Origin of the sequence: Glycocaulis alkaliphilus (assembly GCF_004000605.1) — a bacterium.
Taxonomy (GTDB): Bacteria; Pseudomonadota; Alphaproteobacteria; order Caulobacterales; family Maricaulaceae; genus Glycocaulis; species Glycocaulis alkaliphilus.
The window spans coordinates 1,682,908-1,701,018 of record NZ_CP018911.1 but is presented as its reverse complement, the minus strand read 5'-3'; the positions used below and the strand labels follow the sequence as shown (position 1 = coordinate 1,701,018).

At 62.6% G+C, this 18,111-nt stretch carries 14 protein-coding genes; 8 read left to right on the top strand and 6 right to left on the bottom strand.

Translation table 11 applies throughout. The annotated features are described in order from the left end of the window. Positions 1-32 precede the first annotated feature (32 nt). A complete protein-coding gene (gene recG / locus X907_RS08075) occupies positions 33-2,126 on the bottom strand; it encodes an ATP-dependent DNA helicase RecG (RefSeq protein ID WP_127566897.1) in 2,094 nt (697 codons plus the stop codon). A 151-nt stretch (positions 2,127-2,277) separates the two neighbouring features. Between recG and X907_RS08070 the strand changes: the two genes are divergently transcribed. The 3 genes from X907_RS08070 (at position 2,278) to mfd (ending at position 7,424) form a co-directional block, all read left to right on the top strand. Beyond that, positions 2,278-3,279 (top strand): hypothetical protein, encoded by a 1,002-nt coding sequence (locus X907_RS08070; RefSeq protein WP_127566895.1) that lies wholly within the window; start codon positions 2,278-2,280, stop codon positions 3,277-3,279. A gap of 49 nt (positions 3,280-3,328) precedes the next feature. Continuing rightward, the gene (locus X907_RS08065; RefSeq protein WP_127566893.1) at positions 3,329-3,649 is read left to right on the top strand and encodes an FAD assembly factor SdhE; all 321 of its coding nucleotides are present in this window, start codon (positions 3,329-3,331) and stop codon (positions 3,647-3,649) included. 277 nt (positions 3,650-3,926) lie between these two features. Then, positions 3,927-7,424, top strand: coding sequence for a transcription-repair coupling factor (gene mfd / locus X907_RS08060; RefSeq protein ID WP_127566891.1), 3,498 nt, complete (start codon positions 3,927-3,929; stop codon positions 7,422-7,424). Here the strand turns inward: mfd and X907_RS08055 are convergent. After that, positions 7,421-8,698 (bottom strand): diguanylate cyclase domain-containing protein, encoded by a 1,278-nt coding sequence (locus X907_RS08055; RefSeq protein ID WP_127566889.1) that lies wholly within the window; start codon positions 8,696-8,698, stop codon positions 7,421-7,423. The genes mfd and X907_RS08055 overlap by 4 nt on opposite strands. A 104-nt stretch (positions 8,699-8,802) precedes the next feature. Here X907_RS08055 and X907_RS08050 point away from each other — a divergent pair, with 104 nt between their 5' ends. From X907_RS08050 to X907_RS08035, 4 genes are all read left to right on the top strand, one after another. Next, the gene (locus X907_RS08050; protein ID WP_127566887.1) at positions 8,803-9,948 is read left to right on the top strand and encodes a CaiB/BaiF CoA transferase family protein; all 1,146 of its coding nucleotides are present in this window, start codon (positions 8,803-8,805) and stop codon (positions 9,946-9,948) included. A gap of 67 nt (positions 9,949-10,015) precedes the next feature. Continuing rightward, positions 10,016-10,909 carry a YihY/virulence factor BrkB family protein gene (locus tag X907_RS08045; protein WP_233352248.1) on the top strand — a complete coding sequence of 298 codons (894 nt, stop codon included), beginning with the start codon at positions 10,016-10,018 and terminating at the stop codon, positions 10,907-10,909. 322 nt (positions 10,910-11,231) lie between these two features. Then, on the top strand, positions 11,232-11,927 hold the full coding sequence (locus X907_RS08040) for a CoA transferase subunit A (protein WP_127566885.1): 696 nt from the start codon (positions 11,232-11,234) through the stop codon (positions 11,925-11,927). A 14-nt stretch (positions 11,928-11,941) separates the two neighbouring features. Next, a complete protein-coding gene (locus X907_RS08035) occupies positions 11,942-12,589 on the top strand; it encodes a CoA transferase subunit B (RefSeq protein WP_127566883.1) in 648 nt (215 codons plus the stop codon). A 197-nt stretch (positions 12,590-12,786) separates the two neighbouring features. On the opposite strand, the gene X907_RS08030 is transcribed toward X907_RS08035, so the two are convergent. Beyond that, entirely contained in the window at positions 12,787-14,802 is a 2,016-nt protein-coding gene (locus X907_RS08030) for a TonB-dependent receptor plug domain-containing protein (protein ID WP_127566882.1), read from the bottom strand. 51 nt (positions 14,803-14,853) lie between these two features. On the opposite strand from X907_RS08030, the gene X907_RS08025 reads away from it, so the two are divergent. Further along, positions 14,854-15,300 carry a MerR family transcriptional regulator gene (locus X907_RS08025; RefSeq protein ID WP_233352246.1) on the top strand — a complete coding sequence of 149 codons (447 nt, stop codon included), beginning with the start codon at positions 14,854-14,856 and terminating at the stop codon, positions 15,298-15,300. A gap of 211 nt (positions 15,301-15,511) precedes the next feature. Here the strand turns inward: X907_RS08025 and X907_RS08020 are convergent, their stop codons facing one another. From X907_RS08020 to kynA, 3 genes are read right to left on the bottom strand one after another with little or no spacing between them, the layout of a single operon-like run. Then, on the bottom strand, positions 15,512-16,894 hold the full coding sequence (locus X907_RS08020; protein ID WP_127566880.1) for an L-serine ammonia-lyase: 1,383 nt from the start codon (positions 16,892-16,894) through the stop codon (positions 15,512-15,514). After that, the gene (locus tag X907_RS08015; protein WP_127566878.1) at positions 16,894-17,157 is read right to left on the bottom strand and encodes an Lrp/AsnC ligand binding domain-containing protein; all 264 of its coding nucleotides are present in this window, start codon (positions 17,155-17,157) and stop codon (positions 16,894-16,896) included. Before X907_RS08015 ends, X907_RS08020 begins: the two co-directional genes overlap by 1 nt. Positions 17,158-17,176: 19 nt before the next feature. Next, positions 17,177-18,025: a tryptophan 2,3-dioxygenase gene (gene kynA / locus X907_RS08010; RefSeq protein WP_127566876.1), complete on the bottom strand. Its 849-nt coding sequence runs from the start codon at positions 18,023-18,025 to the stop codon at positions 17,177-17,179. Between the last annotated feature and the right edge of the window lie 86 nt (positions 18,026-18,111).

The window sequence follows — 18,111 nt, the reverse complement described above, 5'->3', positions numbered from 1 at the left end:
CCTCCCCCCGCAGGCGGGGGGAGAAAGCTATGTCAGGCCGACCGCATAAGCTTCACGCCCTCATCACGCTCAAACAGGTACAGGAGGGTGCGCAGCGCTTCGCCCTTCTCGCCCTCAAACGGGTTTTCGCGCGCGGCGATGAGCTTGGCGTAATCGCTCGCCATGGGTAGCAGACCCGCATGGGCGGCAAGGTCTGCAAAGCGGTAGTCCGGCAGGCCGGACTGGCGCAGGCCCAGCGGATCGCCAGACCCGCGCAGCTTCCAGTCCTCCTCGGCGATAAAGAAGCCGTCATCGCTCTCGCGCATCACCTCAAGGCGGCGCTGCGCGGTCTCGCCCAGCCTGCCATGATAAATCAGAAGGCAGGAGGAGGGCTTGTCGCCGCGCCCTACGCGTCCCCGGAGCTGGTGCAGCTGGGCGAGGCCGAAGCGCTCGGCATGCTCGATCACCATGATGGTGGCGTCCGGCGCATCGACGCCCACCTCGATCACCGTGGTAGCGACCAGTATATCGATCTCGCCATTCCGGAAGGCATTCGCGATGCGCTCCTTCTCCTTGCCCGGCATCCGCCCATGCAGGAGGCCTATGCGGGCACGAAGCGAGTTGGAGAGCAAATGATAGCGCTCCTCCGCCGCAGCGAGGTCGGAAATATCGCTCTCCTCCACCAGCGGGCAGACCCAGTAGGCACGCTCACCCTTCGCTACGGCCCGCCCCAGCCCCTCGATCACATCGTCCAGCCGTTCACCGGGAATAACGCGCGTGGTTGGCGGGATGCGCCCTGCAGGCTTTTCATCCAGCCGCGAGACATCGAGATCGCCATAAACGGCGAGGGTCAGCGTGCGTGGAATGGGCGTGGCGCTCATCACCAGCGTGTCGGGGGCGAGGCCTTTCTCGGCGAGGCGCTTCCTGTCTGACACGCCAAAGCGGTGCTGCTCGTCAATCACGACGAGGCCGAGATCATGAAACGCCACCGCCTCCTGGAAGAGGGCATGGGTGCCGCACACGACATGAGCCGATCCGTCCGCGATTGCTGCGGCGATGTCTGCCCGCGCGCGGCCCTTGTCCCGGCCGGTCAGCGTGACTGTGCGAATGCCTGCCGCCGCCAGCAGGGGCGTCAGCACGGCGGCGTGCTGGCGCGCGAGGATCTCGGTGGGCGCCATCAGCGCCGTCTGAACGCCCGCCTCTGCCGCGTGGGCCGCGCACAGGGCCGCAACGAAGGTCTTGCCGGAGCCGACATCACCGTGGACGAGGCGCATCATGCGCGTCGCCGCCTCCATGTCGGTTTTCGCGGCCTCGAAGGCGCGCATTTGCGCGCCCGTAGGCGTGAAAGGCGCAGCGGCGATGACGGCCTGCACCTTTTCGCCATTTCCACCAAGCGCGCGGCCCTTGCGGGCGCGGCGGCTGGCGCGGGCCAGTTTCAGGGCCAGCTGATGGGCCAGCAGCTCATCAAAGGCGAGCCGCGTGCGCGCGAGATTGCCCGGTTCCAGATCAGCGGCCGAGCGCGGGGCATGCGCCGTCTCCACAGCGGCCCTCCAGAGGGGCCAGGAGGCCGCTTCTGGCATTTCAGCAGGCAACCACTCCGGCAGGTCGGGAACACGCTCCAGCGCGGCCCTGACGGCCTTTCTGGCGGTATTGGCGGTCAGTCCTGCGGTGAGCGGGTAGACGGGCTGGATAAGATCATCGGTACTGATCTCGCCGGGCTTGGCCACCAGGTCCGGATGGACGATCTGGATTTCAGAGCCGAACCGCTCCGCCTTGCCCGACACGATGCGCCGCTCGCCGGGCGGCAGGGTGCGCATCAGATAGTCCTTGCGGGCGTGGAAGAAGACCAGATGCAGGAAGCCGCTCTCATCGCTCGCGCGCACCTTGTAGGGTGTTTTCAGGCTCGCGCCGGGCACATGCGCCTCGATCATCACGTCCAGCGTGACAAGGCCCGACGCGCCGCCCTGACCACACTCGGCAATCGTCACGCGCCGCGAGCGGTCGATAATCCCGGTCGGCAGGGTGAAGACGGCATCCTTCACGCGCCCGCCGCCAAACACCTTCTCCAGCAGCGCAGCCAGCTTCGGCCCGACACCGGCAAGGCTCGTCAGATCGGCAAACAGGGGAAAGAGGGACTCAGGGCGCATGGGGGCAGTTTCGCGCGGGGGAGAGGCTGAGGGAAGGGCGGTAGCCGAAGTGACACGACTGTTCCGACGTTAGGGACAAAAATCACGTGTCGGTTGAAGCGATTTCTAGACACTGCTTAGCCTGAAATGAGCGCAGTCACACATATTCACCTTGAGCTACCGCGCTAAAAACCCGAACTCAGAACAATTAATGGTTGCTAACTATTATATAAATCGCAAAATATACCCGATTCAATTATGTGAATTTGGAAAATCGATGCGTCATAAAAACATTCTAAAGGAGCTTGGGCCGCTTTTCGCGGGCTTCCAGATTGCAGCTACACTGCTTGGCACTTTGGGCATCGGCGCGTTCGCGAATTGGGTGGTAAACTACTGGTTTCCTTTTACACGGTGGGCTTGGGGAGGGCTGTTTGATTGGGTAAACTTACCCGATATCACCGCAGCTGAAAAAGACGCCCTAACTACACTAATGTTTTTCCTGCCTTTGGCGATCACATCAATATTCTTTAAGAGTAAACCTGCAGATCAAATCAGCGATCCGAGTCCTGCTTTCCAGCGAACAATTGCCCTTGGGATCGGGTTTGTTATATTATATATAATGGCGGGATCAGTTTTCTCTGAAGCAATCGCTATAATCGAGTCGACTGAAAACGAGAACTCATTTCGAGCAATAAATAAAGATGATGAGTTTTTAGTATCAATTATTATTATAATTTTATATTCAATACCTTTGCTTCTTAGGCCCAAAATTTTTCTTCCATTTTATATACCCGTAGTCGGCAGAAGAGTGAAGTATATATTATATAATAACGCGTATTTTCGTAGATATATACGTTGGACGGACAGGCATGCTCGGATTATACGGCAGATTTCATTTGTATATATATTTTGTTTTGCAGTAGGCGTATTTATAATAACATTTCTCCCATATGCGTTGAATGCAGTAAATTTAGGAATATTTATTATAGTTTGCGTTCTTGCTATTTTAGCATCATTGCTTACTACAGTTCGGCTTGACCCCACGCGACTTATGAAAACAGCGGGTGTTGTCCTATTAATTGTGATGGCCAGTATATTGTGGGACTTGTGGATGGTGGCTGTAACTTTTATTGAAACTGCGCCGTTCATCGAAGGTATGGACGTTATGAACTAATGCACGCTGACCCTTTGCCTCTTTCCCTTCGGCCGCTATATCCCGCGCCATGAGTGATGATCCGTTTTCCGATCCGAACCCGTCCATCAATGCGGGTGACCGCAAGAAGCGTCTGACCTTCCGGGCCTGGCGGCGTGGCTTCAAGGAGGCCGACCTGATCATGGGCCGGTTTGCCGAGGCGCGCCTTGAGGGGCTGAGCCCGGCGGAGCTGGACGAGTTCGAGCGCCTGCTCGACGCGCCTGACACCGAAGTCTATGCGTGGATCACGGGCAGGGCGGAAACGCCCGCCAACTATGACGGCTCAGTGCTGGCGGCGCTGAAGAGCTTCCGCTTCGAGGCCAGCGTCAGCGACGGTCCGGGAGGCAATTAGTACGCGTTTCACCGGCGCAAGCCGGTGCCCAGATTTGGTGATGCTCAGCCCATCCGGGCTTCGCGCCTCGCATGGGCTCAGACGCGCGTTCGCGCTTGCGGGCCGCGGAGCGGCCCGTTAGGCCAAAGGCCGCCCGCGACTGCCTGTGCCCGCGCAGGAGGGTATTCGCGGAACACCGCAACGCGGATGCGTTGCGGAACTAAAGTGATAAATACCCAACCCGCACGGGCCGTAAAAACGCCCATGCGGGCGATACCGCATTGATGGACGTGAAGAAATGACCGATCTGAACCGTATCGCCGCCGCGCCGGAAAGCCTCACCATTAGCGGTGTGCCGGAAGGCTATGACGCGCTGGTTTTCTGCGATGCGGCGCGCGTTCGGGGCGGGATCAATCTCTTCATCGCGTCGGACGAGGCGCGCGCGCTGGCGTTCGCTGAAGGCTGCGCCTTTTTCTGCCCGGACATTGCCTGCCTGCGCCTTCCCGCATGGGATTGCCAACCCTATGACCGGATCAGCCCCAGCCCGCGCACCGCGGCGCGCCGGGCAGGGGCGCTCCATCGCCTGGCGAACTGGGACGCAAAGCGCGATGGCACGCTGATCGTCATCGCCACGGTGAACGGCGTGTTGCAGCGCGTCGCGCCGCGCAGCGTCATGCAGACAGCGGGCATCAGCGCCAAGCAAGGCGGCATGGTCGAGGTGGAGCGCCTGACGGCGTATTTCGCCGCCAATGGCTATACGCGCACCGCCACCGTGTCTGAACGCGGTGATTTTGCCGTGCGCGGCGGGGTGATTGATGTGTTCCCGGCGAGCGCTGAGGAGCCGGTGCGGCTCGATTTCTTCGGCGACACGCTGGAATCGGTACGCGCCTTCGATGTCGAGAGCCAGCGCACCACCCGCCAGCTGAAGGGCGTGGAGTTCACGCCGGTCAGCGAGGTGCTGATCGACGAGGCGGCGATCTCGCGCTTCCGATCGGGTTTCCTGAAACGCTTTGGCGGCGCGGTATCGGGCGATCCGGTCTACGATTCGGTCAGCGCAGGTGCCCGCCCGCAAGGGGCCGAGCACTGGCTGCCGCTCTTCCATGAGCGCATGGAGACGGTGTTCGACTATCTGGGCGATACCGGCATCACCGCGCTTGATCCGCTGAGCAGCGATGCGGTCGCCGAGCGCCTCGAACAGATCACCGACTATTATCAGGCCCGTCAGGATGCCGCGCAGGCGAGCACCGGCAAGGGTGCGTTCTCCGCGCCTGTCTACCGCGCGCTGGAGCCTGAGGCGCTCTATCTCACCGGCGATGAGTGGGAGGCGATGCTGAGCGCGCGCGCCACGCGCCGCTTCACCGCCCTGCACGAGCCGGGCGAGCATGTCGTCACCCTGCCGGGGCGTATCGGGCGCAGCTTTGCGGCTGAACGTCAGGCCGGACACAACGTGTTTGACGCCGCGCGCCAGCACATCGTCCAGCTTCGCCAGTCCGGCAAGCGGGTGATGGTCGCAGGCTGGACCGAAGGCGCGTCAGACCGGCTCGCCAGCGTACTCGGCGAGCACGGCCTTGCTCCAATAGCCATCGCGCGCGACTGGAACGCGGTTCAGGGCCTGCCCAAAAGCGCCATCGCGCGCGTCGTCCTGCCGCTGGAGCAGGGGTTCGAGACCGACACGCTGGCCGTGGTTGCCGAGCAGGACATTCTGGGCGACCGGCTGGCCCGCCGGGTGCGCAAGCGCAAGAATGCCGACTTCATCACCGAGGCGGGCAGCCTCTCGGCCGGTGATCTGGTGGTCCATTCCGATCACGGGCTGGGGCGCTATCTGGGCCTGAAGACGTTGACGGTTCAGGACGCGCCGCACGACTGTCTGGAGCTGGAATATGCCGGCGCGGCCAAGCTGTTCCTGCCGGTAGAGAATATCGAGCTGCTCTCGCGCTACGGCAATGATAGCGAGACGGCGCAGCTCGACAAGCTGGGCGGGGTCGCCTGGCAGGCGCGCAAGGCGAAGGCCAAGAAGCGCCTGCGCGATATGGCCGACGAGCTGATCCGCATCGCCGCAGAGCGCAATGCCCGCGAAGGCACGGTCATCGAGCCGCCAGCGGGAATTTATGACGAGTTTGCCGCCCGCTTCCCCTTTGCCGAGACCGACGACCAGCTTTCCGCCATCGAGGATGTGTTCGAGGATCTCGCCCGTGGCCGGCCGATGGACCGGCTGATCTGCGGCGATGTCGGCTTTGGCAAGACCGAAGTGGCCTTGCGCGCGGCTTTCATCACCGCGATGAGCGGCAAGCAGGTGGCGGTGGTCGCGCCGACCACGCTGCTCGCACGCCAGCACTTCAACACCTTCTCCGAGCGCTTCAAGGGCTGGCCGGTGAAGGTGCGCCAGCTCTCCCGGCTGGTCGGCGCGAAGGAAGCCGCCGAAACGCGCAAGGAGCTGGAGGAGGGGCGCTGCGAGATCGTGGTCGGTACCCACGCGCTGCTGGCCAAGACGATCACTTTCTCCGATCTCGGCCTCTTGGTGATTGATGAGGAGCAGCATTTCGGGGTGAAGCACAAGGAGCGCCTGAAAGAGCTGCGCACCGATGTCCATGTGCTGACCCTTACCGCCACACCAATCCCCCGTACGCTGCAACTGGCGATGAGCGGTATCCGCGATCTCTCCATTATCGCGACGCCGCCCGTGGACCGTCTGGCCGTGCGCACCTATGTCGCGCCGTTTGATCCGGTAACCGCGCGCGAGGCGCTGCTGCGCGAGAAATACCGGGGCGGTCAGAGCTTCTTCGTGGTGCCGCGTATTTCTGATCTGGAAGACACGGCCGAGTTCCTGCGCGAAGCGGTGCCGGAGGTCAGCTTCGAGATCGCCCATGGCCAGATGGCAGCCACGGCGCTGGAAGACATCATGACCGCCTTCTATGAGGGCCGGTTTGATGTACTGCTCTCCACCACGATCGTGGAATCGGGCATCGACGTGCCGACGGCCAATACGCTGGTTGTTCACCGCGCCGACCGTTTCGGCCTGGCCCAGCTTTACCAGCTGCGCGGACGGGTAGGGCGCTCCAAGGCGCGCGCCTATGCCTACCTCACCACGCCTGCACGCGAGAAGATCACCGAAGGGGCGGAGAAGCGGCTGAAAGTGCTGCAATCGCTCGATAGCCTGGGCGCGGGCTTTACCCTCGCCAGCCACGATCTGGATTTGCGCGGCGGCGGCAATCTGCTCGGCGAGGAGCAGTCCGGGCATATCCGCGATGTCGGCGTGGAGCTCTATCAGGCCATGCTGGAGGAGGCGGTTGCCTCGCTGAAAACGGACGGTCCGGCGCTGGACGAGGGCGACTGGTCACCTCAGATCAATACCGGCGCAGCGGTGCTGATCCCGGACTATTACGTTCCCGATCTTGATGTGCGCATGGGGCTTTACCGGCGTTTGTCAAAGCTCGACACGAAGCAGGAGCGCGAAGCCTTCGCCGCCGAGCTGATCGACCGGTTCGGGTCTCTGCCGGACGAGGTGGAGAGCCTTTTACAGGTTGTCGCCATCAAGGCGCTGTGCAAGCGGGCAGGGATTGCAAAGCTCGATGCCGGGCCCAAGGGCGCGGTCGCGACCTTCCGCGATCATGCCTTTGCTGACCCGATGGCGCTCATTGAGCTGATGAACAAGCGGCCCGCCGACTACAAGCTGCGCCCCGACAATTCGATGGTGCTGCGAGGTGATTTTCCGGACGTGAACGAACGCCTCAAGGGCGTGCAACGCCTGATCGCTCCGATTGCTGATGCTGCATCCCGCGGGAAGGCAGCCGCCTAGACGGCTGCGACGGCGACGCGCTCCTGATGCAGGCCGGCCAGTGTGCGGGCGATGAGGGTCTGGGCCTTGTCGCCAGCCCCGGCATCCGTCACCTCGTGGCGCAACACGATGCGGAAGGGCGTTTGCGGGTCCTCGCCCTCATAGGCCGTGCATTCGGCGATGGCGGCGACGCGTGCGGCGACCACTTGCGCGTCAGCAGCGCTGGTTCCGGGCAAAGCGAGATAGAAAGTGTCGGCTGAAAGACGCACGGCGAGATCCTCTGCCCGCACGCAATGGCGCAGCATGGAGGCAAACTGGTTCAGCGCACCCGAAGCATGGCGCCCTTCTGCCGGGCCTGCAGCACCGGGAACTGACGCCTTGAGGCCGATCAGGGCCAGAGACAGTCCCTGCTTCTGGGCAAGGTCAGTCAGGCTGGAAAGGTGGCGCCGTCCAAACGTCTCGTTGAAGAGATCTGTCTCGCCATCAAGCACGGCCGGCACGCGGCAGGATTCCAGCAGCCCTTTCGACAGGCGCCTGCGCCTGCGTTCATGAGCCAGCGTCAGAATGCGCGCAGCCAGATCATCGGCATCCAGCGAAGCGGGCAGAATATCTGATGCGCCGCGGGCAAACGCTTCATCTGCCGCCCGGTACACCTCATCATGGCTGAGGAGCACTGTCGGGGTATGATAAAGCCGCGTATTGCGCCGCATGGCCGAACACACCGTGTGGGCAATATCCGGTTTCGGGCGCGTATTGAGCACCACTGCGTCAAACGCGCGTTCGTGAAGATAGTCGAATGCGTTGAATGTCGAAAACGCTGCTACGGCCTGGGCGTCAGCGCGTTCCAGTGCATGCTCCAGCCGCAGATAGGCCGGATCAGGCGGGCCGGCATAAAGAACCGAGATGGGGCCGCTTTTCTGTTCGGGCTTGTGGAGCAGATGGCCTGCATCTCCCAGGTCAGCCAATCGCAAGCTGGCCGTCTCCTCCAGCACGCCGAGGCGCAGGAGTGAGCGCACCCGCGCGGCAATCTGGATGGGATGAGCGGGCGGCACGACAACAGCGCTTGCGCCATCAAACATACCGGCCAGCGAAATGATTGCGCGTGCTTGCAGGTTTGCTGCGCCCTCCAGCGGCTCCAGCGCTATGATCGCGTCGGCCGGGTCTGCCTGCAGGGCAGGCGCGGCGCTGCAGGCACTTGCCGCCCGCGCTGAAAACCCCAGCGCGCCAAGCTCTCCGGCGAGTTCACCGGCCGCTTCTGCGTTTCCGCAAACGAGTAATGTGACAGCACGCCCCATCGGTCCCCCGGGCCTGACAGGGCTGCCATTGTGTCTATGTAATTTCAGTGTCACAACCCGAATTCCTTCAAACGCATCAGATTTTCACCACATGGAGCAGCCCCATGAATGCACAAGGCCCTTTGCGTGGCGTTAAAGTGATTGAATTTGTTGGCCTGGGGCCTGCACCTTTTGCAGCGATGCTGCTTTCTGACATGGGCGCGGACGTTGTGCGCATCGACCGGCCGGGCGCGCATGGCGGCGGCGCGGCAGAGATTCTGGCGCGCGGGCGGCGCTCTGCTGCTTTCGACCTGAAGAACCCGGCGGCCGTCGAAGCATGCCTCGAACTGATCAGCCGCGCTGACATCCTGCTGGAGGGCTATCGCCCCGGCGTCATGGAGCGGCTGGGGCTGGGGCCCGATATTGCCCACAAGCGCAATCCGGCACTGGTCTATGGGCGCATGACAGGCTGGGGACAGCATGGCCCGCTGGCGCATGCGGCAGGTCATGACATCAACTATATCTCGCTGACCGGCGCGCTGGATGCGATGGGCACACCGGAGAGCCCGGCCATTCCGCTCAATCTCGTCGGCGATTTCGGTGGCGGCTCGCTTTATCTGGCCTTCGGTGTGCTGGCGGCCCTGACCCACGCCCGGACAACCGGCGAGGGGCAGGTGGTCGATGCGGCCATTGTCGACGGTGCAGCATCCCTGATGGGCGCCATCCACCAGCTGCAGGCCATGGGGATTTGGAGCAGGGGCAGGGGTGAAAACCTGCTTGATGGCGGTGCGGCCTTTTATGGCACGTATAAATGCGCAGACGGCAAGCATGTTTCCATCGGTCCGCTGGAGCCGGAATTTTACGCGCTGCTTCTGGACAAGCTGTCCCTGAAAGACGATCCGGTAATGGCGAACCCTTATGACGCCAGTCAGTGGGGCGCCCAGCGCGCGAAGCTGGAGGACGCGTTCGCGTCAAAAACCCGCGATGAATGGTGCGCCATGCTGGAGGGCAGTGATGCCTGCTTTGCCCCCGTGCTGACCACTGAGGAGGCTGCAAACCACCCGCACATGGTTGAGCGCGGCGTGTTTACCGATATTGCAGGGGTAAGGCAGGCGGCGCCTGCACCGCGCTTTTCAAAAACGCCGGGTGCCATTCAGGGTCCTGCACCTGCCCCCGGAGCCGATACCGGCAGTGTTCTGTCCGATTGGGGTTTCGACAGCGATTCCATCGCAGCGCTGCGCAGCGCGGGCGCCTTTGGCAGCAAGGGCTGAACGGGCTTGGCGTTGACGCGTTGGGTATATCGACGCGCGCATTAGCGGGACTGGAAGGCGGAGTGTTTTGAAACAGCGAATTGAAGCGGCCAGAGCGCGGATCCGGGCCGTTACCGGCTTCGGCCCGATCGCTATTATTGTCCGCTCCATCTCCCGCATCCTCCAGCGTGAAGTAATGCTCTATGCTGGCGGCGCGTCCTTCTTTGCCCTGCTGTCCATCTTCCCCGCGATCGCGGTCATCGCCTCGATCTACGGTCTGGTTCAGGACCAGGCCGATGCGGTGGAGCAGGTCAGACGGATCGCGCGTGTGCTCCCGCCCGAGGTGGCAGAGCTCGTGATGAGCCAGCTGACGCGCCTCGCCACAACATCGCCGGCGCTGCTGACACTTCAGGGTTTCGTCGCACTCGCCATAGCCCTGTTTGCGGCTTCGCGCGGCACCAAGGCCATTATTACCGGGCTGAACCATATCGCCGGACGCGACGGCCTGCGCTCCCTGGTGAAGTTCAACCTGATTGCCATGCTGGCGGTGCTTGCCGGCATCGGGCTGCTGATAGCGGCCAATCTGACGGTGATGATCGTACCCTCGATTATCAGCTTCGTGCTGGAGCCTCTCGGGCTGGGAGGCGATTCTGTCCGCTATGTCGTCAATCCGTACAGCGTATCGGTGCTGGCCATGATGGCAGCGCTGATGCTGCTCTATCGCTACGTGATGCAGCGGGCAGGAGAGACGTCCTGGACCGGCTGCGCTCTCGGAGCAGCCGTCTCGACTGCGCTCTGGCTGGCGCTGTCCGCGGGTTTCAACACCTATGTGGCCACCGTTGTGAGCATGTCGCTCTACGGGTCTCTGGGCGCGGTCATCATCTTCCTGCTCTGGATCTACTGGGCCGCTTACATCCTGTTTCTGGGCGGGGCGGTCGCCGTCGAATCCGACAGGCAGTATTTCCGCCGTCCCACAGACTGATTGCACGTGCCTTGCCGTTCAGCGCCGGTTCAGGCGCGCTGTGGCGTTATATCCCTCGAAGCTTGGGCCATGTGTTCCCAGTCCCTCGCCGGTTCCGGGCTTCATGAGGCTAGTGTTTCCTCAACCTGCGCCGGATTGGAGGCAAACCTCCAGTCCGGCGTTTCCTTTTCCGGCTGCAGTCCGGCCCCGTGCGGGCGATGGACCCCGGCCCAGTGATACGCTATCCCCACCGGCACAGCTGATGGACGCAACTCCCGCTTGGCGGATGCGCGCCCGGCAATTATACAACGCACGTTGAATTTATGCCCGGAGGACATCCAAGGTGAAAAAAGTCTTTGCTGATGCGAAATCTGCGCTCGACGGCCTGACCTTTGACGGCATGACCGTGATGGCTGGCGGGTTCGGTCTGTGCGGCATACCGGAGAATCTCATCCTCGCCCTGCGCGATAGCGGCGCGAAGGAGCTGACCGTCATTTCCAACAATGCCGGGGTTGATGATTTCGGGCTGGGCCTGCTGCTGCACACCCGCCAGATCAAGAAGATGGTTTCGTCCTATGTGGGCGAGAACAAGATCTTCGAGAAGCAGTATCTCTCCGGCGAGCTGGAGCTGGAATTCAACCCGCAAGGCACGCTGGCCGAACGCATCCGGGCAGGGGGCGCGGGTATTCCCGCCTTCTACACCAAGACAGGCGTTGGCACGCTGGTCGCCGAAGGCAAGGAACACAAGGATTTCGACGGCGAGACCTATGTGATGGAAACCGGCCTGAAGGCGGACCTCTCCATCATCAAGGCATGGAAGGGCGATAGCGAAGGCAATCTGGTCTTCCGCAAGACGGCCCGCAATTTCAATCCGATGATGGCAACCGCCGGCAAGGTGACGATTGCCGAGGTGGAAGAGATCGTCCCCGTCGGCAGCCTCGATCCCGACCATATCCACACGCCGGGCATCTTTGTTCAGCGCATCATCAAGGGCAGCCACGAGAAGCGCATCGAACAGCGCACCGTGCGCGCGGCTTAAGGGAGAGACAGATCATGGCATGGACCCGCGACCAGCTCGCCGAACGCGCCGCCAAGGAACTTGAGGACGGCTTCTACGTCAATCTGGGCATCGGCATCCCGACGCTCGTGGCCAACTACATCCCCGAGGATATGGACGTGACCCTGCAGTCGGAAAACGGCATGCTGGGAATGGGCCCGTTCCCGGCCGAGGACCAGGTGGACCCTGACCTTATCAATGCCGGCAAGCAGACCATCACCGAGCTGAACCGCACCAGCTATTTCAGCTCGTCCGACAGCTTCGGCATGATCCGCGGCGGGCATATCAACCTGTCCATCCTCGGCGCCATGGAAGTCTCCGAAAAGGGCGATATCGCCAACTGGATGATCCCCGGCAAGATGGTCAAGGGCATGGGCGGCGCGATGGATCTCGTCGCCGGCGTGCAGCGCGTTGTGGTCATCATGGAGCACACCGCCAAGGACGGCTCGCCCAAGCTCCTGAAGGAATGCGCCCTGCCGCTGACCGGCAAGGGCTGCGTTGACCGCGTCATCACCACCTATGGCGTATTCGACGTGGTGGAAGACGGGCTTGAGCTGATCGAGTTGGCAGACGGCATCACGCTGGACGACATCGCCAAATCCACCGAGGCGAAGTACCGGGTCGCGGCAAAGCTGGCGGCTTAAATTTCAAGCACCTGAAATCCCGGAAGCGCGAAGCGATTTCCTCCCCCGTTTACGGGGGAGGTGTCAGCGAAGCTGACGGAAGGGGGAAACTTTTCTTTTCAAAATCCCCCCCCTCGGCCTTTCAGGCCACTCCCCCCGTAAACGGGGGAGAAAACGGTGCTGCCCCCGGATCGCTGACGCGTCCGGGGTTCTAACACTCAATGACCATGATGCCCGCCGCCAAAGCGCATCCGCATCCCGCCATTGACGACAAAGCCGTCGGTATGGGTCCATGCATCGACGCTCCAGCGGCCATCGCCCGCGCGGGTTGGGCGCACCAGCGGGTCATACCGGCTCTGGCGGATGTCCAGCAGGTTTTCGGCATTCAGGAAGAGGCTGACCCGGCCGAGATTGATCTCACCGAGAATGCCCATCATCATGTAAGGCTTTGAACGGGAGCGGTAGGGATTATCGTCCAGTTCCTGCGCGCCGGTATAGTAAGCCTCGAACCCGACACGCCCCCGGTCATGATCCTCCCACATCGCCACGAAACCGGCCGAGTGGCGCGGGGTGAGCGGCGTGGTGCGACGCATGCCGGTCACCGGATCAGACGACACGGCGTCGGTGAACATATAGCTCGCCGTTACCGTGATATGGTCATAGCGGTAACGAAGGAGCCATTCGGCGCCTTGCGTCTGCGCAGTTCCCGGCGCGTTGATGATCTGCATCTGACTGGTGCCGTCGGGCAGCGAGACACCCGTAGGCACCAGCGCCGTCTCGTGGCGTACACGCGACTGGAAGAGGATCACATTGGCTTCCACCGGGCCGAAACGCCGTCCCACATCGAACGACAGCGTGTCGGCGCGTTCGGCCTGAAGCCCGGAGAGTGATTCCAGCCGGGAAAGGCCGGTTTCCTCTATCGCGTCAACAAAGGGCGTGGGCGCGAAATAGCCCTGCGCCGCGGACGCCCTGACCGTCCATGCGCCCGGCCGGTAGAGGGCGGAGATTCGCGGGCTGACAAAGCCTCCATACTCGCTGTGGTGATCAGCACGGACGCTGGCGGATAGTGTGAGGTCCGGCGTCACATCCAGATCATACTGCGCGAACACGCCGGGCACGGTGTAGCGATAGTTGAACGCCGCAAAATCGTCAGACGCGTAGTCATTGACCTCCACGGCAGCCCCGCCGACGAGCGTGTGAATGCCTGCGCTGCGGGTGAGGGAGACTTCGGCAAAGCCCGTGCGGTGGCGGTCGTCTTCAATCTGCGTGCCGAACAGATGCGTGTGCTGCGTTTCCATGGCCGAAGCGCGCACGCCCAGCGTCAGTCCGTCATCCAGCGGCAGGTCGAGATTGAGACCGGCATCAAAGCGCTGCGTATCCAGACCCTGCACAAAACTGCTGCCGCCCGGCACGGTACGGCCGGGCATCGTGCCGCCCCGGCGGCGCTCTGTCATCGCGCCGAACGTCACCAGCGCCTCGGCGCCCGACGCGCCCTGCCAGAACAGGCGCGGGCGCAGCGTGTAGCGCTGATAGGCGGGAATGTCGGCCCAGCCCGTATCATCCAGATCGCGCCGCTCCTGCCAGTGCCCGCCAGTGGTCAGGGAATAGCTCCATGCCTCGCTTAAGGGGCCGGATGCGTAACCCGTCACATCCTGCCCGCGCTGGCTGGTGATATTGGTGAGGACTTCGCCCTCAAATTCGTCCGAGGGCCGACGCGAGACCAGATTGATCATCCCGCCCAGCGCCGAGGCGCCATAGAGTGAGGACGCCGCGCCCTTGATGACCTCCACCCGCCCCAGATCGGTGGGCGGTATCTGCAACAGGCCGATGGAGCCCGCCTGTCCGCCATAGAGCGGCAATCCGTCCGCCAGCAGTAGGGTGTAGCGCTCGCTCATCCCCTGCACGCGGATGCCGGCAGAGCCCAGCGCAGCGGAGCTTGCCTGCACCCACAGCCCGCCCGTCTCGGCCAGCAATATCGAGATATTGCCCGGCGACATGATGGCCTTTTCCTCGATCTCCTCGCGGTCGATCAGTTCCACGCGGATCGGCTCGTCCTGCACGCGCCTGCGGGTGCGCGTGGCCGAGACGATGATGGTCTCCGGCTCATCGGCATGGGCCTCAGCCGCCAGGAGCGGGAGCGGGCTGATGCCTGCGCCCAGCGCCAGTGCGGCGACACTGGCCGAAAGGCCAAAGGCACGCTTCAGCGGGAGAGAAAGGAGGGAGGAGACTGCCATGCCGGTTATCCTTTTTCGGACCGATCCCGGACTTGCCGGAATCACATCGGCATGCATGCTGCGAGCTATAGTCGCTATAGGTTCAAGCCCGTCATGCAGGAAGTGCTGAGCATTGGAGAACTGGCCCGCCGCACCGGCTGCCAGGTCGTCACCATCCGCTATTACGAACAGGTGGGCTTGCTGCCCGAACCGGCCCGCACGGCCGGTGGTCACCGCGCCTACACGCCCGCCCATCTGCGCCGGCTGGATTTCATCAAGCGCGGGCGCAGACTGGGTTTCCCGCTGGCGGCCATCTCAGGCCTGCTGGACCTGCTCGAAGACCGTGACGCCACCTGCAGCGATATTGATGCGCTGGCCGAGCAGCATTTGCACGAGGTGCGGGCCAAGATCGCGGATTTGCGCGCCATTGAGGCACAGCTTGAAACCTCGCTCGCTACGTGCCGCCACGAGACGCGCGCCGAATGCGCCGTCGCCGAGGCGCTGGTGTCGGCGGGGTAGGGGTGTTGAAACCCCGGAAGCGCGAAGCGATTTCCTCCCCCGTTTACGGGGGAGGTGTCAGCGAAGCTGACGGAGGGGGGAAACTTTTCTTTTCAAAAATCCCCCCCTCGGCCTTTCAGGCCACTCCCCCCGTAAACGGGGGGAGAAAACGGTGCTGCCCCCGGATCGCTGACGCGTCCGGGGTTTCAGCTGCCCGGACGAGGGCGCTACCTCAACACACCGGCACGTTGACCGCGAGGCCGCCTTCGGAGGTTTCCTTGTACTTGTCGGCCATGTCGAGGCCGGTCTGGCGCATGGTCTCGATCACCTGATCGAGGCGCACCTTGTATTCGGCATTGCCCAGCATGGCGAGGCGGGCCGCGTTGATCGCCTTGATCGCGCCGATGGCGTTGCGCTCGATACAAGGTATCTGCACCAGCCCGCCCACCGGATCACAGGTCAGGCCCAGATTGTGCTCCATGCCGATCTCGGCGGCGTTCTCGATCTGCCGGTTTGAGCCGCCAAGCGCGGCGGCCAGCCCGCCAGCGGCCATGGAGCAGGCAACGCCCACCTCGCCCTGACAGCCCGCTTCCGCGCCCGAAATCGAGGCGTTGAGCTTGTAGAGCGCGCCAATGGCGGACGCGGTAAGGAAGAAGCGGACCATCGCGTCCTCATCGCCAGGCTTTTTGCAGTGCCGGTCGAAATAGCGCGCTACAGCGGGGATGATGCCCGACGCGCCATTGGTCGGAGCGGTGACCACGCGGCCACCGGCGGCGTTTTCCTCATTGACCGCCATCGCCCACAGATTGACCCATTCCATGGCCGATAGCGGATCGCGGGTGGCGCGCTCCGGATCTTCCAGGAGGCGGCGCTGCATGGCGGGTGCGCGGCGCTTTACGTTGAGCCCGCCGGGCAGGACGCCATCGCCCGCCACGCCGCGGTCGATACAATCTTCCATGGCCTGCCAGATGACGGCGATGCGCTCGCGGACCTCTGCCTCGCCGCGGAATGCGGTCTCGTTGGCCATCATCACTTCGGGGATGGAAAGCCCTTCGCGGTCGCCAATCTCGATCAGCGTATTGCAATTATCGAACGGGTAGGGCTCGCCTTCGGGGGCTTCCGCCGCCGAGTTTCGTCCGGCTTCGGCTTCATCGATCACAAATCCGCCGCCAATGGAGTACCAGAGCTGTTCCGACAGGCTTTCACCGTTCGCATCAAAGGCTGTGAATTTCATTGCGTTGGAATGGAAGGGTAGCCGGACCTTGCCATCGAGGAGCAGGTCAGTATCGCGGTCAAAGCCGATCTGGTGCTGCCCCAGCAGCCGGATCGTGCCGGAATTCTCCACCTCGTCGATAATACCAGGCAGGACATCGGGATCGGCTGTCTCGGGTGCCTCGCCCGCTAGCCCCCAGATCAGCGCCTTGTCGGTGGCGTGGCCAGCGCCGGTCAGCGCCAGCGAGCCATAGGCCTCCGCCTTTACCCGCGTGATCGTTTTCAGCCCGTGTTCGGCGTCCACGCGCTCAAGAAACAGACGCGCAGCCTTCATCGGCCCCACTGTGTGGGAGCTGGACGGGCCGATACCGATCTTGAAAAGGTCGAAAACGCCGAAATGCATCAGTCACCAAGGCCGCGATCACGGGTGAAGGCGTTGAAGCAGATAATGGTCTGCGTGTCCTTCACCCCTGAAATCGTTTGCACTTTCAGATTCACGAAGCGGCCTATATCGGCTTCGGAGTCCACGGCGAACTGGGCCAGAAGGTCGAATGCGCCCGAAACCGAATGCACCTGGCGGGTCTCTTCCAGCGTATCGACCAGAGCCGAAGCGACGTCATAGGTCTTGCCCAGCTCGCATTTGATGAAGATGTAAAACTGCCGCATCGGGATTGTACCTGCCTGACTAGAGTGTGGTGCGCACGGTCCAGAGTTCGGGGAACAGACGCAAGTTCAACGCTTTGACGAGGTAGGACACCCCGCCGGACCCGCCTGTGCCGCGCCGGAAGCCGATAATCCGCTCAACCGTTTTCATATGGTTGAAACGCCATTGCTGGAACTTCTGCTCCAGATCAACAAGTTTCTCGGCAAATTCATATACTTCCCACCATTTCCCGGTGTCGAGATACACCTCTCGCCACATTGCCTCTACGGCGTCGTCGGGCTGATAAGGCTGGGACCAGTCGCGTTCGATAGCTGTGGAGGGAACAGTCAGGCCGGATCTGGCAGCAAACCTCAAGGTTTCGTCGTAAAGGCTTGGCTGCACGAGGGCTTTGCTGACAAGCGTGTGCGCTTCTTCGTCGGAGGCATGCACCTTGGCCAGCGCCGCATTCTTGTTGCCGAGCCGGTATTCCAGCGTGCGGTACTGGGCTGACTGGAAGCCTGAACTTTGCCCCAGCTGGTCACGGAATTTCAGATAGTCAGACGGCGTCATCGTCGACAGCACCGCCCAGGACTGGGTCAGCTGCTCCTGGATGCGGGCAATGCGCGCCAGCATTTTCATGGCCGGGCGGACTTCATCCGCCTGTACATGGGCTATCGCCGCCTCCAGCTCGTGCAGGCACAGTTTCAGCCACAGCTCGCTGGCCTGGTGGATGATGATGAACATCATCTCGTCATGCTCTTCGGTCAGCGGGGACTGCGCGCCGAGAATGCGGTCAAGCACGAGATAGCGGCCATAGCTGAGCCCGCCTTCCGGGGACCAGTGAATATCCTCGCCTTCGAGGTTCACCGAAGTGGGGAAATGTTCGCTCATGCGTCCGGTCTACAGGCGGGCAGGGACAGCGGCAAGGCGTTCTGCCCGGCAGGGCCAGTGCGGTTCTGCTTTCCGCACCGGGCGGG

Bases quoted from the DNA above. Each gene is read 5' to 3' on its own strand.
- X907_RS08025 (WP_233352246.1), top strand. From the start codon at position 14,854: ATGCATGCTGCGAGCTATAGTCGCTATAGGTTCAAGCCCGTCATGCAG.
- X907_RS08055 (WP_127566889.1), bottom strand. From the start codon at position 8,698: ATGGGGCGTGCTGTCACATTACTCGTTTGCGGAAACGCAGAAGCGGCC.
- mfd (WP_127566891.1), top strand. From the start codon at position 3,927: ATGACCGATCTGAACCGTATCGCCGCCGCGCCGGAAAGCCTCACCATT.
- X907_RS08050 (WP_127566887.1), top strand. From the start codon at position 8,803: ATGAATGCACAAGGCCCTTTGCGTGGCGTTAAAGTGATTGAATTTGTT.
- X907_RS08030 (WP_127566882.1), bottom strand. From the start codon at position 14,802: ATGGCAGTCTCCTCCCTCCTTTCTCTCCCGCTGAAGCGTGCCTTTGGC.
- X907_RS08065 (WP_127566893.1), top strand. From the start codon at position 3,329: ATGAGTGATGATCCGTTTTCCGATCCGAACCCGTCCATCAATGCGGGT.
- X907_RS08035 (WP_127566883.1), top strand. From the start codon at position 11,942: ATGGCATGGACCCGCGACCAGCTCGCCGAACGCGCCGCCAAGGAACTT.
- kynA (WP_127566876.1), bottom strand. From the start codon at position 18,025: ATGAGCGAACATTTCCCCACTTCGGTGAACCTCGAAGGCGAGGATATT.
- recG (WP_127566897.1), bottom strand. From the start codon at position 2,126: ATGCGCCCTGAGTCCCTCTTTCCCCTGTTTGCCGATCTGACGAGCCTT.
- X907_RS08015 (WP_127566878.1), bottom strand. From the start codon at position 17,157: ATGCGGCAGTTTTACATCTTCATCAAATGCGAGCTGGGCAAGACCTAT.
- X907_RS08020 (WP_127566880.1), bottom strand. From the start codon at position 16,894: ATGCATTTCGGCGTTTTCGACCTTTTCAAGATCGGTATCGGCCCGTCC.